Raw genomic sequence first — 14,368 nt, 5'->3', positions numbered from 1 at the left:
TTTCGCAGGTCAGGCAAGCCGTGCGCCGCTGCCGGCGACGACTTCGGGACGGAGCAGCGCGGCGAGTCGGTCGGCCGGCAGCAGCCCCTTCTCCAGGACGAGTTCGGCGACGCCCCGACCGGTGACGAGTGCCTCCTTGGCGATGTCGGTGGCGGCCGTGTACCCGATGTGCGGGTTGAGCGCCGTGACCAGGCCGATGGAGCTCTCCACGCTCGCCCGCAGCACCTCGGTGTTGGCGGTGATGCCGGACACGCAGCGCTCGGCCAGGGTGAGGCAGGCGGCGCGCAGATGGGTGATGGACTCGGAAAGGGAGTGGAGGATGACCGGCTCGAAGGCGTTGAGCTGGAGCTGTCCGGCCTCGGCGGCCATGGTGATGGTGACGTCGTTGCCGATGACCTGGAAGGCGACCTGGTTGACGACCTCGGGGATCACCGGGTTGACCTTGCCGGGCATGATGGACGAACCGGCCTGCACCGGCGGCAGGTTGATCTCGCCGAGGCCCGCGCGGGGGCCGGAGGACAGCAGGCGCAGGTCGTTGCAGCTCTTGGAGAGCTTGACCGCTATGCGCTTGAGCACGCCGGACATCTGGACGAACGCCCCGCAGTCCTGGGTGGCCTCGACCAGGTTGGCGGCGGTGACCAGCGGGAGGCCGGTGATGTCGGCGAGATGGCGGCGGACGGCCTCAGCGTATCCGGCGGGCGCGTTGAGGCCGGTGCCGATGGCCGTGGCACCGAGGTTGATCTCATGGATGAGTTCGACGGCCTCGGCGAGACGGCTGCGGTCCTCCTCGATCATGACGGCGAACGCGGAGAACTCCTGGCCGAGGGTCATCGGCACCGCGTCCTGCAACTGGGTGCGGCCCATCTTGAGCACGTCGCGGAACTCGACGGCCTTGCGGGCGAAGGCGTCCTGCAGCACGGACATCGCCCTGAGCAGGCCCCGGACCGCGAACACCGTCGCGATCTTGACGGCGGTCGGGTACACGTCGTTGGTCGACTGACCGCGGTTGACGTCCTCGTTGGGGTGCAGACGGGCGTACTGGCCCTTGGCGGAGCCGAGCAGTTCCAGCGCCCGGTTGGCGACCACCTCGTTGGCGTTCATGTTGGTCGAGGTACCGGCGCCGCCCTGCACGACGTCGACGACGAACTGGTCGTGCAGGGCACCCCCGCGGATCTCGCGGCAGGCGGCGACGATCGCGGCGGCCTTCTCCGGCTCCAGCAGGCCGAGTTCCTCGTTGGCGAGGGCAGCGGCCTCCTTCACGGCGGCGAGGGCGTCGATCAGGTGGGGGTGGGCGGAGATGGGGGTGCCGGTGATCGGGAAGTTCTCCGTGGCGCGCAGGGTGTGGATGCCCCAGTACGCGCCGGCGGGGACGTCGCGCTCGCCCAGGAGGTCGTGTTCGCTGCGGGTGGCGGCGGTCATGGCGGTGTGGGTCCTCTTTCCGAGGTGCGGGGAGTACGAGAGGGCGGGCGGGGCGGCGGTCAGGCCCCGGTCGGCGCGGCGAGCGGGTCCAGGGCGCGCACCGGGTGGACACGGCCGACCGGCACCCCACCGCCGAGCAGCGGCTCGCCCGCGAACTCGGTGAGCAGCCCGGGCTCGACGCCTGCCCGGGCGACGGCGGCGGCGGCCACGGGTATGCGGGCGCGGTCGGCGCCGTCGGCGATCTTGACGGCGACGGCGCGGCCGTCGGGAAGCGCGGCGACCTGCACACCCTCGAAGCCGTCCTTGGCGAGCAGTCCGGGCACGGCCCGCATCAGCGCGGCCACGTCACGGCCGGAGCCGGACGCCATCTCGGCGTGCTCGCGCATCGCGTCGGCCACCTTCGCCTCGGGCGTGCCGGGCGGGGCGGCGGTGATGCGGGCCGCGGCGCGGGCGAGGCCGTGCAGGGAGACGGAGAACAGGGGCGCGCCGCAGCCGTCGACCGTCACCTGGGCGACCCGCTGCCCGGTGAGTTCCTCGACGACCTCCGCGACGGCCTTCTGCAGCGGGTGGCCGGGGTCGAGGTAGTCGTGCAGGGACCAGCCGTTGAGCCGGCAGGTGTACAGCATCGCGGCGTGCTTGCCGGAGCAGTTCTGCGCGAGCCGGCCGGGCATGCGCCCCTCGCGGATCCACGCGTCCCGTACCACCGGGTCGAACGGCAGGTCGGGGATGTTGCGCAGGTCGGCCTCGGTGAGCCGGGCCAGCTCCAGGATCCGCCGGGTCCCGGCGAGGTGGCGTTCCTCGCCGGAGTGGCTGGCCGCGGCGAGCGACAGCAGGTCGCCCTCCAGCGGCAGCCCGGCCCGGACCATGGCGACGGCCTGGACGGGCTTGAGCGCCGAGCGCGGGTAGAAGGCCACCTCGATGTCGCCGAGCTGGAGTTCGACGTCGCCGCCGGTACCGAGGACGACGACCGAGCCGTAGTGGATGCCCTCGATCACCCCGCCGCGGACGAGGTGGGCTACGGGGGCGTGGAGGGGTTCACGGACAAGGGGTGCGTCCGCTGGAGAGCTGCTGTACATCACTGCCTGGATCACTGGTGGGTTGTCGTGGCCGGGCGCGGGGGTGCGCGCGGCGGCCCTGGAAGAGGTGCGGGAGACGGGCCCGCGGAGGCCGGTCCGGCCGGCGGCCGCGCCGCCCGCGTGCGGCGGCGCGGACGGCCCGGTGGTGGGTCCGGCACGGCCGGCGGCGGGGACCGGCGCGGGGCCGGCGGCGGGCGGGGCCGGCGCCACGGGTCCGGCGCAGGGGACGCCCGGCCGCCGCGACTGCTCGCTCATACCGGGGGCCCGCCGTCCGCCGGGGCGTCCTGCTGGGCGGAGCGCACGATCGTCGTGAGGGTGTTCTCGACGCCGTCGAGGTGGAACCGCATGGCCTCCACGGCGTCGCTCTCGCTGCCGTCCAGCAGGGCCTCGTAGATCGCCACGTGCTCGCGGTGGCCCCGGTCACGCCGTCCGCCGACCTCGTTGAGGAACGCGGACTGGCGGGCCAGGGCATCCCTGATCTCCTCGATCACCCGGCGGAAGACGGGGTTCTGGGAGGCTTCGGCGATCGCGAGATGGAAGAGGGTGTCCATGGCCACCCACGCGGTGGTGTCGGACTCGTGCTCCATGCGGTCCAGCAGATGCTCGATGTGGTCGAGGTCCTCCCGGGTGCGGCGCGCCGCGGCGTATCCGGCGACCGGGATCTCGATGTGGCGGCGGACCTCCAGCAGGTCACTGGCCGCGTAGTCGCCGAAGGTGGGGTCCTCCACCGCGTTGGCGACCACGAAGGTGCCCTTGCCGGTCCTGGAGACGGTCAGGCCCATGGTCTGCAGGGCGCGCAGCGCCTCGCGCAGCACCGGCCGGGAAACCTCCAGGGTGCGGCACAGCTCGGCCTCGGAGGGCAGTTTGTCGCCGATCGCGTACTCGCCGTGCTCGATGGCGTGGCGCAGGTGCGCCAGCACGGCCTCCATGGCGCTGACGCGCCGGGGACCCTGACCAGCTGTCTGGCTGTCTGACAGGTTCACGGGAGTGATACTCCGGGTGGCCGGACCTCGGTGTCAAGACGGATGCGAACAAGAATCCGGGGGCGGGGAACCTGGACGAACAGGTTCCCCGCCCCCGAGGGCGCGACCGCGGCTCAGCTGTCGAGCACGCCCGCGCCGAGCAGGCCGAACAGCGCCACGCCGATCACGATGCGGTACAGCACGAAGGCGTTGAAGGAGTGCTTGGCCACGAACTTCAGCAGCCAGGCGATGGAGGCGTAGGCCACGACGAAGGAGACCGCGGTGCCCACGGCCAGTGGTGCGGCGCCCACCCCGGCACCCAGGGCGTCCTTCAGCTCGTACAGGCCGGCACCGGTGAGCGCGGGGATGCCCAGGAAGAAGGACAGGCGGGTGGCGGCGACGCGGTCCAGGTCGAGCATGAGAGCGGTGGACATGGTGGCGCCGGAGCGGGAGAACCCGGGGAAGAGCAGGGCGAGGATCTGCGAGCTGCCGACCAGCATCGCGTCCTTCAGAGAGGTGTCGTCCTCTCCGCGCTTGTGGCGGCCCATCTGGTCGGCCGCCCACATCACACCGCTGCCGAGGATCAGCGAGCCGGCCACCACCCACAGCGAGGCGAGCGGGCCCTCGATGAGCGGCTTCGCGGCGAGGCCCACGACGACGATCGGGAGGGTGGCGTAGATCACCCACCAGGCGAACTTGTAGTCGTGGTGGTAGCGCTCCTCCTTGTCCTGCAGCCCGCGGAACCAGGCGGAGACGATCCGCACGATGTCCTTGAAGAAGTACAGGAGCACGGCGGCGATCGCCCCGACCTGGATGACGGCCGAGAATCCGACCACGGCGGCGTCGTCCACGGGAATGTCCATGAGCCCCTCGGCGATCTTGAGATGGCCGGTGGAGGAGACGGGCAGGAATTCGGTCACCCCCTCGACGATTCCGAGGACGACGGCCTGACCGACGCTGATGGCGCTCATGGGATCCAGTTCTTCTCAGGGTGGGGCGGGTGCGGCGGGGACAGTCTTACTACACGGGGGCAAGAGACCGCGCCCCGGGTACGTGGCGGACGGTAGCGCCGTGCGCCCGGAGGGCGGGTGCCGGGGCGTGCGGTGCGGGTGCGCACACACGGCGTACGGCCGCACCCGCCCCGGACGGAAACGAACGGACCGGGCACCGTGCGGCGGGTGAGCGTGCCCGGCGCCCCGAGGCGCGCGGGGACGTCCGCACGACCCCCCGCGCGCGTGGCGGACGTGCCACCGGCCGCCCGAGCGCGGGCCCCGGGCAGCCTCGCCGAAGGGCACCGTCCGCCCGCGCCGGGGGCTCGCCGACGGCACACCCGCCGCCGGGGACAGGGGCTCGCCGGACCGCCGAGTCGGGAACGGCACCCGATCCGCGTGGCCGGACCGGCCCGCGCGGCTGCGGGGGCCCGTCCCGGCCGCGGGCCCGGCGGTGCCGGGCGGTAGCAGTGGGCACGGCACCCGTGCCGTGCTGTCGCTCGCCGTGATCTCTTCGCACCCGGCGACCCGACCTCATGGATCCAGCCGCCCGGGGCGGAGGGACTCCGGCTTCTCGCCGTGCAGTTCGTCGGCCCCGGCCTCCGGGTGCTCACGGCCGTGGCGGTGCTCGCCGGGCTCGCCGGGCTGTGGCCCCTGCGGCGAACCGGCCCGGTCGGTCCGACCGCCGTGGCGCTGCCGCGAGCGGTCTGGTGCAGTTGTACGTGCGCGGGCGAGCCGGCGTACACGGGGGCCACGGCAGGCGCTCCGGGCGCGCGGGAACCAGGCTCACACGCGTGTGACAGGGGGCCGGCCGGGGCCGCGCACGGCAGCGGGCCTGGTGACGAGGTGACACCGACGAGCGGCGTCCGGCGAGGTCGGCCGAACCGCCCGGTGCGACGCGCTTCTGCGAGCAGGGCGACCGGAGGACCCTCAGGCCCACAGCCCGCGGGCGAGGGTCACGCCCAGGAAGGCCGCTCCCAGGCCGGCCGCGATGCTCGCCGCGACGTTGAGGACCGCGTAGAACCGGGCTCCGGTCTCGGTCAGCCGCAGCGTCTCGTAGGAGAAGGTCGAGTACGTGGACAGGGCGCCGCACAGCCCCGTGCCGAGCAACAGCCGCAGGTGGGAGCCGGCGGCGCCGGCGACCGCGGCGCCGGTCAACAGGCCGAGGAGCAGGCAGCCGGTGACGTTGACGGCGAAGGTGCCCCAGGGGAAGACCGAATCGTGGCGGGACTGCACCGCGCGGTCGGTGAGGTAGCGCAGGGGGGCGCCGATCATGCCGCCGCCGACGACCAGCAGCCAGTTCACAACGAGTTCTCACCCTTCGCGTCCGTCGTGCCGGAGCCGGTGCCGCGGCCGACGTACCGGATGACCTCGCAGTCGTCGAGGATCACCAGGCCTTCCGTGACGAGTTCGTCGAGCTGCGGCAGGAAGGCCCGGACGCGCTCCTCGGTGTCGACGACGACGACCGCCACCGGCAGGTCCTCGCTCAGCGACAGCAGCCGCTGGGTGTGGATCAGGGACGAGGCGCCGAAGCCCTCGATGCCGCGGAAGACGCTGGCCCCGGCGAGGCCGGCGGCGTGGGCGCGGTGGACGATCTCGCTGTAGAGCGGTTTGTGGTGCCAGGTGTCGTTCTCGCCGATGAAGACGGTCACGCGCAGGGCGCGGCCGGTCAGCCTCGTCATCGCTGCCTCCAGGTCAGGACGCGCCGGGTCGCCGCGGCGGCGGCCCAGACCGCGGCCAGCGCCGCGAGCGGGGTCGCCGCCAGGTAGGCCAGCGCGGTGCGCGCATGGCCGGTGTCGACCAGTTTCTGGATGTCGACGGCGTAGGTGGAGAAGGTGGTGAACCCTCCGAGGACGCCGGTGCCGAAGAAGGGCCGCACGAGCCGGTGGGCGGCGAGCGCCTCGGTGATCAGGACCATGAACACGCCTATCACCGCGCAGCCGGCGACGTTGGTCCAGAAGGTCTGCCAGGGAAACCCGCCGGCCGGCGAGGCCCCCCAGAGCGAGACCCCGTACCGGGCGGCGGCACCGGCACCGCCGCCGAGCGCCACCGCCGCGAGGACGGGGATCTGCGCCCGCCACGCGGACCGCCACGGCGCGCGCGTCCGGACGCGGAGGCTCTCGGCTCCCGGGGCTGTCATCGTCGTACGTCTCCTACTGGACCCCCCGACCGCACCGCCGGGGGGGTGATCATGGCCGGTCCTCACCCTATCCCGCGGCCCCGGCGGGGGTCACTTCGCTTCCGGGGCGGCGCACACGGCGACGCCCGGCTCCCACAGGCTGCCCAGGACGAGCCGCTCCCCCACCGCGCAGACGCTGGTGACCATGCGGAAGCCGGAACGGCGGCGGGCGAGGTGGTGCAGGATGCGGCCGTCGTCACCGACGGCGAGGACGGCGACACCGCCCATGGGGCGGAAGGGTGCGTGCACGGCCGCGCGGGCGGCGCCTCGACGGACTCCGGGGCCGGCGCGATGCAGCAGGTCCAGCGGGGGTACGCGCGGCCCGGCCAGCGCGACCCAGATCGGGCCGTCGGGTCCGGCGCGCCAGATGTTGTCCGGCATGCCTGGCAGGTTCTCGGCGAAGGGCTCGGCGTTCCCGGCGCGGGGGCCGGTGAGCCAGTAACGGGTGAGTCGGTACGCGCCGGTCTCCGCGACGACGAGGAAGGAGCCGTCGGGGCCCACTGCGCATCCGTTGGCGAACTGGAGCCCGTCCAGCAGTACTTCGGGCTCGTGCCGACCGGGCCGAAGGCGCAGCAGCCGCCCGGTGCCGGTGTGTTCGACGAGGTCGCCGATCCACTGGTCCAGGGGGTAGCGGCGGCTGGAGACGGTGAAGCAGGCGCTGCCGTCGGGCAGGGCGACGACGTTGCTGGCGAACCGGATCCGTTCGCCCTCCACCGTGTCCGCGAGGACCCGCACGGTGCCGTCGCCGAGGGAGACGCGCAGCAGCCCCCGCTCGGCGTCGCACACCAGCAGGTCGCCGTCCGGGGGGAGTTCGAGCCCGAGGGGCCGGCCCCCTGTCTCGGCGAGCACCTCGGTGCGCACCGGTGTTCCGGGCTCCGCGAGCCCGGAGACGCGCACGATGCGCCCGTCCTCCAGTCCGGTGAGGATTCTTCCCTGCCCGTCGGCGACGACGTCCTCGGGGCCGCGGCCGGGGAGGCGGAGGTAGTGGAGCGGGACGAGTTCCTCAGGTCGGTCCATGGGTGCCTGCCCTTCGCCGGGTGTGCCGCCCACCTTAGGGCCGACCGGAGGGAACGGGGGGAGCCGAGGGACGCCGTCGGCCGACGCCGGTCGACGGGCCGGTACAGGCAGGCGCGGGAGAACCCGCGCCGACGTCCCGTGGCCCTGCCGGCGTGCTGCGGTCCGGGCAGGCCGTCCGAGACAGCCGTCCGGGGAGGTCGTCCCCGGTGGCCGCGGGGCGTGCCGCGGCCGCTGTGGCCCATGAACCGCGCTCGCCGGTGGCGTGACGGGCGCCGAGCCGTGGACCCCTCGCCGTCTGCGGCACGGTCGCTCTGGCGCCCCCGTTGGTCGCCGTCGGAGGCTCACCAGCCCTTTTCGAACATCCTCGCCACCTCGGCGATGCGTATCTCGTCCCGGCGGTACAGCGTGCGGCGCCGGACGTGCCGTGTGCGCAGCAGACCTATGCGCGCCAGCAGCGTGAGATCGCTCTCGGCGACGCGGCGGGGGACGCCCAGCGCGGCGGCGACCGCCTGCGCGGTGACGCCGTCCTCGGCCGGGTCGCCCCGCCACTCCGGCGGGAAGTGTGCGCAGGGATCCTTGAGCCGCTCCAGGATGTCCAGGCGCCGGTCACTGACGGGAGTCCTCAGCATCGCGCTCCCCTCCGTCCCTTCCGTCGGGGCTGCCTCACACCGCGTCTTCCCACTGTTCCGTATGCCGGGCCGCTCTGTCCGGGCCTTCCGGTCCTTTGTCCGGTACCGAACGGCCGTGCGAGCAAAGCCCGTTCGGGTCGGGTCGCCGAAACGGCCGGGCCCTCGGGAGCGGCGCGGCCGTACCCCCTCACGCGACCGGACCGCACGCCGGGTGGACGGTGGCCGAACCCCGTCGTGGTCGGCGGTCGCCCTGAACGATGATCTGCGTCCCGGGGCCGCCCTCGGTTGCCCGCTCGACACGCCGTCGGGCACGCCGGCGGGCAAGTCGGCCGTGCTCCTCGGGGTGTCGACAGTGGTGTTCGCGTCGGGCCCGGCGATGACGCCGGCCGGCTACGACGGCGGTCGCACCACCTACGACGTGACGGTGTACGTGGGCAGCCACCACGACGGCAAGGAGGTTCTCCCGACGCACGGCGACCGCGCGATCCAGTCGCTGCTGGAGGGGCTGCCGGGCGCGGCCCACGTGATCGCGCGCTCCGACGACGAGGCCCTGATTCGATGACGGACGTCCGGGATGCGCCCACCGTCGGGCTGCCGGCCCTGGCGGGTGTCCTGATCGCGGCCGTGGGCGCGGCGGCGGTCCCGGCCCGGCGGGCGGCCCGGCTCACGGTCTCCGAGGTCCTGCACAACGAGTGAGGCGGGGACGGGAGCCCGCGACCGGTCAGGATCGAAGAAGCCCCGGCGGGCTCCCCGGGCCTAGCGTGAGAGAACCGACGACGACCTGTCGGGCGATACCACCAGAAGGAGTGAGTGCCATGACCGCCGGCGTCCAGACGATCATCTACCCGGTCAAGGACCTGGAGCGGGCGAAGCCCCTGTTCGCCGCGCTGCTGGGGGTGGAACCGTACGCGGACGAGGCGTACTACGTGGGGTACAAGGCCGCCGGACAGGATGTCGGGCTCGACCCGAACGGCCACGCCAAGGGCATGACGGGGCCGGTGCCCTACTGGCACGTGGACGACATCCGGGACCGGCTGGCCGCGATGCTCCGGGCGGGCGCAGAGCTGCTGCAGGACGTGCAGGACGTCGGCGGCGGGCGGCTGATCGCCTCGGTGAAGGACCCGGACGGCAACCTGGTGGGGCTGCTGCAGGACGGCGCGTGAGTCCCCTGCCCCGGAACTAGTTGCACACTCAACTGGTGGCCGTTCCGGTGTTACCGTGCAGACATGGCACTGACGACGGCCGAGACCCGGCTCGAGGAACGCTGGCGGGACATCCTGTCCGTGCATGCGCGCACCATGTGCGAGATCGACCGCGCCCTGCATCCGCACGGCCTGGGCGCGAGCGACTTCGAGGTGCTCGACGTCCTCGCCGCGGCCGCCCCCGAGGAGGGTGACCTGTGCCGGGTGCAGAACCTCGTCGGGCGGGTGCACCTCAGCCAGAGCGCGCTGTCCCGCCTGATCGGCCGCCTGGAGAAGGACGGTCTGGTGCAGCGTTCGATCTGCGCCGAGGACCGCCGCGGTGTGTGGGTGGCCCTCACCGGCAAGGGCCGCCGCCTGCACGACGAGGTGCTGCCGCTCCAGCGGGGAGTGCTGCAGCGGATGCTCGGCGAGCGGCACGAGGACCGGTTGTAGGCGCACCGCCGCGGAGCCTGCGACCGGTGGCGGCCGCAGGCGGAGCCGGCGGACGAGGTGCACCCCACGGATCGGCCCTGCGGCCGACGCCCGCCCTCAAGGCCGGGCCAGCAGTGTCCGTACCCCCTCGGAGGTGAGGGTCAGCGGATGCGAGGAGCCGGCGTCGATGGTCAGGGAGACGTCGTCGGTCGGCCACTGCGCGGCCAGGGCGCCCAGGGGCACCAGGCGGTAGCGCGAGATGTACGGCAGCAGCCCGGCCATCTCCAGTTCCGAGGTGAAGACCGGGACCACGGGCTCACTGCCCGGCCGTTCCAGCACCGGCAGGGCCACGGCGGAGGGGTCCCCGGCGGCCGCGTCGGTGGCGTCGTCGGGCACGGGCACCAGTACGTCGCAGCCGGCGAGCGTCTCCAGTGCCGCCGCGTCCTCGGTGTCGCGGGCCAGGGCGTCCAGCGCGCGCTGCGCCGGGCTGGCGTGGTTGTCGTTCGCGGAAGTGTCCATCACGGCTTCCCTCGTTCGCGGGGGGCGTGTCGCCCACGAGCGGTGCAGCTCACGGGCGCGATCGCGCCTCGCGTACCCCGTCCCGGGCGGGTGCATTCCTGCGGCGGGGGAATCCTTCGGACCGACACCGGAGTCGGTCGTACGGCGGTGGACCGCACGGGGCCGGGCCCCGGGTCGGCGACTGTCGCCGGTTCCCCGGCCTGGGCCCGGTGCGCGACGGCGGCCGTGCCGCACGCGCCACCGCTCGGAGAGGCCTGCGCCGCCGCGGGACGACCGGGCGCCTTCCGGGAGTCCGGGCGCGACGACCACCGCCCTCCTGCCGGCGCCCTGACCGCGCGTGTCAGGTGCCGGGGCGCGTGGCCGCGGTCAACCAGGACAGTGCCCGGGAGATGTCGGCGAGCGTGACGATGCCGACCAGGCGATCACCGTCCAGGACCAGAGCCCGGCGCGCATGGCTCGCTTCCAGCCGCGGCACGAGGTCCACGACCGGGTCGTCCGGGCCGCTGGTGATCACGTCCGCCAGTGGGAGCATCACGGCGCCGACCGTGGTGACGGACCTGGCCTCTACGGGAGTGCGGTTGACGAGCGGGACCGTGATCAGCCCGACCACCGTGCCGTCAGGGGCGACGACCGGGAAGGCGGAGTGCCGGTAGTGCCCGAAAGGACCCTCCGCCAGGAACGACGCGAGGGTGACGGCGGCCGGGACAGTGACCGGGTCACGGGTCATCACCCGGCTGACCGGCAGGTCGGCGAGCACGCCGCGCAGCTGTGCCTGGCGTTCCTCGGCCGTCGCGGTGGCGACCAGGAACCAACCGATCAGGGCGGCCCAGAGCCCGGACAGGTCACCGGCGAGGAGTACCGCCGCGAAACCGGTCACGATCATGAACCAGCCCAGGGCCCGGCCCGCGGCCGCAGCACCGCGGGTGGCCCGCATGCGGTCGCCGGTACGACGCCACAGCCAGGCCCGCAGCAGTCGCCCGCCGTCGAGCGGGGCGGCGGGCAGGGCGTTGAAGACGGCCAGCACGATGTTGATGGCGGCGAGCCATGCCACGGCCTCCACGACCAGCCCGGAGGCGTGCAGGGCATCGAGCCACAGGGCCAGCGCGGCGCACGCTCCGCCGATGGCTGCGCTGGTCAGCGGCCCCACGGCAGCGATCCTCAGCTCCGCGCCGGGCGTCCGGGCCTCGCTGTGGAGACGGGCGACGCCGCCGAGCATCCAGAGGGTGATGTCGTCTACCGCGACGCCGTTGCGCCGTGCGACGACGGCATGGGCCAGTTCGTGGGCCAGGAGCGAACCGAGGAACACCACGGCAGCCAGAAGGGCGAGGATCCAGTAGGCCCAGGCGGAGTGTCCGGGATAGGCGTCCGGGAAGCGGCCGACGGCGAGCGTGCCGGCCACCAGGGCGATGATGACCAGCACGCTCCAGTGCAGGCCGACGCGGATTCCCGCGATCCGCCCCAGGGGCAGCGTCTCCTTCACCGCACGCCTCGCTCTCCGTCCCTGCCCGAGCCGGAGCCCGTGTCGACGGCTTGGGCAGGGCACCTCGTCCCCGTCGGCGGACGGCGCGGCCCCGCCGGGCAGCGCCGTTTCATGCGGCGTGCTGCACGGGGCCGAACACCTCGGCCTCGTGACACACCGAACAGATCACGCGACGCGCGAGCGTCCGGCTGGAACTCGGTCCCATGCCCGCCGGCCGCTGCACGGCCTGACCGACCACGCACGCGTGCTCCATGCAGAGTCCGCAGCCGCAGTGCGCACACACGGCGATCGCGGGCGTCACCTTCTTCTCCAGCGCGCAGTCGTAGCAGTTCACGACACACCTCCCTGCCTGCCCGACACCTGTGTCCCACCCCTTCTTCGCTGTCCACCTCCATGGTGGGCCGGGGAGCGGCGGCGGGGACGGGGCCGGTCGGCTCTTTCCCCCGGGACGACCGGCCGCCACCGGGGCCGCACGGGAACGCGCCGGTCGCCCGATCAGCACCGGCGGCACGACCGCCGTCACGGGCCCTCGCGGGGTTCCGCGTCAGGGGAGTCGCGGCGCCCCGGCCGGCGCCTGCTCGGGTCCCGACCGGTGCGGGGCGGGACACGGCGGGGTCAGGCGGCCGGGGCCGGGAGGCTGAGGCGTCCGTCGTGGACCTCGGCGACCCGGTCGGCGGCGGTGAGGTGCGTGCGGTCGTGGGTGACCAGGACGGTGGCGGTGGCTCGCTCGTGGGTGAGGCGGGTGACGAGGCCGACGACGGCGGCCCCGCGTTCGTGGTCCAGGGCGCTGGTGGGTTCGTCCACGAGGAGCACCGTGGGGTCGTTCATCAGCGCACGGGCGATGTTGACGCGCTGCCGCTGCCCACCGGAGAGCTGGTGGGGGCGTCGCTGCGCCTGGTCCGCGAGGCCGACGGCGTCCAGCAGTTCCATGGCCCTGCGACGTGCCGTGACCGGGGACCGGCCGTCGATCCGGGCCATGACCTGGAGCTGTTCGGCCGCGGTGAGGGAGGGCAGCAGGTTGGGCTGCTGGAAGACGATGCCGATCGTGCGGCGGCGCAGTGCGGCGAGCGCACCGCGGGTCATGCCGGTGGTGGTCGTGCCGTCGACGCAGACGGTGCCGGAATCGGGGGTGACGAGTGTGGCGGCGACGGCGAGAAGGCTGGACTTGCCTGATCCGGAGGGGCCGACCACGGCGGTCAGGCTGCCCTTCGGCACGTGCAGGGTGACGTGGTCGAGGGCGGTCAGGCGGCTGTCACCGTCGGGATAGGTCAGGGTGATGTCGGTCAGGTTCAGGCTCATCGGGCACTTCCCAGGGCGGTCAGGGGGTCGACGGAGGTGATACGGCGGACGGAGAGCGCGGCCCCGAGCGCACCGAGCAGGATCATCACGGCGGCGGGTACGAGGACCGTGGCGGGAGTGAGGACGAAGGGCACGTCCGAGCCGCCGAGCGAGGCGCCGATGCCTGCGGCGATGCCGCTGCCGAGAAGGGTGCCGCCGGTCAGGAGGACGACGGCCTGGCCGAGGGCGTCCTTGAGCAGGGCGCCGGTCGAGGCGCCGAGGGCCTTGAGGACGGCGATGTCGCCGCTGCGCTGGATCGTCCAGACGGTGAAGAAGGCGCCGACGACCAGGGCGGAGATGGCGAAGAGGAAGGCCCGCATCAGCTGCAGGGAACCGTTCTCGGAGGTGTAGGAGCCGATCGCGGTCAGCGACGCGTCCTTGGTGACCGTCCGGGTCCCGGCGGCCCGGTCGGCGGCCGTCACGTCGGCGCCGTCGCCCGTGGTCAGGGCGATCACGGTCGCGGTCGGGGTGTCGCCCGCGCCGGCCGGCGGCGCGGTGGTCCGCCAGGTGTCGAGGCTGGTCCACACGACCGGTGTGTGGCTGAAGGAGGCGTCGCCCTCGATGACGGCCACGGTCAGGTGCCGCCCGGCGAGGCCGACGGTGTCGCCGGGCTCGGCGCCGAGTTCCTCCGCGGCCGTGGTGGACAGCACCACGGAGCGCTCGTCGATCCGGGCACCGTCCGGGGCGAGGGGTGAGCCGGGGCGGACGCCGAAGACGGACACCCCTGCGCTGTGATCACCCGCGGTGGCCTTCGTCGTGGTGATGCCCAGCGGTTCGGCGCGGGTGACGCCCGGACTCGCGGACCAGCGCCGCCACTGCTCCTCGGTGACGGTCGAGTCGGAGAACGAAAGGTCCTGCCCGTCTGCGGGCTCGTCGAAGGCGATCCGGTCGGCGGGCAGACCGGTGATCGCGGAGACGTTCTGCCGTCCCAGCCCGGCGGTGAGTCCGGAGAGGAGGGCGACCAGCAGGGTGATCAGCACGATGACGGTCCCCATCAGGGCGAACCGCCCCTTGGCGAACTTGAGGTCTCTCCAGGCGACGTACACGGTTCGGGCTGCCCTTTCCGACGGTGGTGGTGGGTGTCTCCACCGTCGCCGCTCGCCCCCCGCGCGGGCATCCGGCCGGGGATGGCACTTCACGGATCGAA

General features: G+C 73.6%; 18 protein-coding genes. 4 read left to right on the top strand and 14 right to left on the bottom strand.

Annotation, left to right across the window (positions count from 1 at the left end):
- Positions 1–9: 9 nt before the first annotated feature.
- From aspA to JS756_RS06040, 9 genes are all read right to left on the bottom strand, one after another.
- Positions 10–1,419 (bottom strand): aspartate ammonia-lyase, encoded by a 1,410-nt coding sequence (aspA, locus tag JS756_RS06080; protein WP_205381901.1) that lies wholly within the window; start codon positions 1,417–1,419, stop codon positions 10–12.
- Positions 1,420–1,478: 59 nt separating this feature from the next.
- Positions 1,479–2,495, bottom strand: coding sequence for an asparaginase (locus JS756_RS06075; RefSeq protein ID WP_205382075.1), 1,017 nt, complete (start codon positions 2,493–2,495; stop codon positions 1,479–1,481).
- A gap of 251 nt (positions 2,496–2,746) precedes the next feature.
- Positions 2,747–3,424, bottom strand: coding sequence for a FadR/GntR family transcriptional regulator (locus tag JS756_RS06070; RefSeq protein ID WP_205382074.1), 678 nt, complete (start codon positions 3,422–3,424; stop codon positions 2,747–2,749).
- A 167-nt stretch (positions 3,425–3,591) separates the two neighbouring features.
- Positions 3,592–4,428: an undecaprenyl-diphosphate phosphatase gene (locus JS756_RS06065; RefSeq protein ID WP_205381900.1), complete on the bottom strand. Its 837-nt coding sequence runs from the start codon at positions 4,426–4,428 to the stop codon at positions 3,592–3,594.
- A gap of 948 nt (positions 4,429–5,376) precedes the next feature.
- Positions 5,377–5,751: a fluoride efflux transporter CrcB gene (gene crcB, locus JS756_RS06060; protein WP_205381899.1), complete on the bottom strand. Its 375-nt coding sequence runs from the start codon at positions 5,749–5,751 to the stop codon at positions 5,377–5,379.
- Positions 5,748–6,128 (bottom strand): DUF190 domain-containing protein, encoded by a 381-nt coding sequence (locus JS756_RS06055; RefSeq protein WP_205381898.1) that lies wholly within the window; start codon positions 6,126–6,128, stop codon positions 5,748–5,750. The genes crcB and JS756_RS06055 overlap by 4 nt, the downstream gene beginning before the upstream one ends.
- Positions 6,125–6,586, bottom strand: a complete 462-nt coding sequence (locus JS756_RS06050; RefSeq protein WP_205381897.1) for a FluC/FEX family fluoride channel — start codon at positions 6,584–6,586, stop codon at positions 6,125–6,127. The genes JS756_RS06055 and JS756_RS06050 overlap by 4 nt, the downstream gene beginning before the upstream one ends.
- A gap of 90 nt (positions 6,587–6,676) precedes the next feature.
- Positions 6,677–7,642 (bottom strand): SMP-30/gluconolactonase/LRE family protein, encoded by a 966-nt coding sequence (locus tag JS756_RS06045; protein ID WP_205381896.1) that lies wholly within the window; start codon positions 7,640–7,642, stop codon positions 6,677–6,679.
- Positions 7,643–7,983: 341 nt separating this feature from the next.
- The gene (locus tag JS756_RS06040) at positions 7,984–8,271 is read right to left on the bottom strand and encodes an ArsR family transcriptional regulator (RefSeq protein WP_205381895.1); all 288 of its coding nucleotides are present in this window, start codon (positions 8,269–8,271) and stop codon (positions 7,984–7,986) included.
- 211 nt (positions 8,272–8,482) lie between these two features.
- Between JS756_RS06040 and JS756_RS06035 the strand changes: the two genes are divergently transcribed.
- From JS756_RS06035 to JS756_RS06020, 4 genes are all read left to right on the top strand, one after another.
- Entirely contained in the window at positions 8,483–8,833 is a 351-nt protein-coding gene (locus JS756_RS06035; RefSeq protein WP_205381894.1) for a hypothetical protein, read from the top strand.
- The gene (locus JS756_RS06030) at positions 8,830–8,967 is read left to right on the top strand and encodes a hypothetical protein (RefSeq protein ID WP_205381893.1); all 138 of its coding nucleotides are present in this window, start codon (positions 8,830–8,832) and stop codon (positions 8,965–8,967) included. Before JS756_RS06035 ends, JS756_RS06030 begins: the two co-directional genes overlap by 4 nt.
- Positions 8,968–9,086: 119 nt before the next feature.
- Complete coding sequence (locus tag JS756_RS06025; RefSeq protein ID WP_205381892.1) at positions 9,087–9,434, top strand: VOC family protein; 348 nt, start codon at positions 9,087–9,089, stop codon at positions 9,432–9,434.
- A 63-nt stretch (positions 9,435–9,497) separates the two neighbouring features.
- Positions 9,498–9,905, top strand: coding sequence for a MarR family winged helix-turn-helix transcriptional regulator (locus JS756_RS06020; RefSeq protein ID WP_205381891.1), 408 nt, complete (start codon positions 9,498–9,500; stop codon positions 9,903–9,905).
- Between the two features lie 96 nt (positions 9,906–10,001).
- Here JS756_RS06020 and JS756_RS06015 read toward each other — a convergent pair whose 3' ends face one another.
- From JS756_RS06015 to JS756_RS05995, 5 genes are all read right to left on the bottom strand, one after another.
- Entirely contained in the window at positions 10,002–10,403 is a 402-nt protein-coding gene (locus JS756_RS06015) for an SseB family protein (RefSeq protein ID WP_205381890.1), read from the bottom strand.
- A gap of 340 nt (positions 10,404–10,743) precedes the next feature.
- Complete coding sequence (locus tag JS756_RS06010) at positions 10,744–11,883, bottom strand: site-2 protease family protein (RefSeq protein WP_205381889.1); 1,140 nt, start codon at positions 11,881–11,883, stop codon at positions 10,744–10,746.
- A 109-nt stretch (positions 11,884–11,992) separates the two neighbouring features.
- A complete protein-coding gene (locus tag JS756_RS37785) occupies positions 11,993–12,217 on the bottom strand; it encodes a DUF2180 family protein (protein ID WP_205381888.1) in 225 nt (74 codons plus the stop codon).
- A 281-nt stretch (positions 12,218–12,498) separates the two neighbouring features.
- The gene (locus JS756_RS06000; RefSeq protein ID WP_205381887.1) at positions 12,499–13,182 is read right to left on the bottom strand and encodes an ABC transporter ATP-binding protein; all 684 of its coding nucleotides are present in this window, start codon (positions 13,180–13,182) and stop codon (positions 12,499–12,501) included.
- Positions 13,179–14,267: an ABC transporter permease gene (locus JS756_RS05995; RefSeq protein ID WP_205381886.1), complete on the bottom strand. Its 1,089-nt coding sequence runs from the start codon at positions 14,265–14,267 to the stop codon at positions 13,179–13,181. The genes JS756_RS06000 and JS756_RS05995 overlap by 4 nt, the downstream gene beginning before the upstream one ends.
- Positions 14,268–14,368: the final 101 nt, after the last annotated feature.

The organism is Streptomyces actuosus (assembly GCF_016921115.1).
GTDB lineage: Bacteria > Actinomycetota > Actinomycetes > Streptomycetales > Streptomycetaceae > Streptomyces > Streptomyces actuosus_A.
The sequence above is the reverse complement of the archived record's forward strand: the minus strand, read 5'-3'. Positions and strand labels throughout refer to the sequence as shown.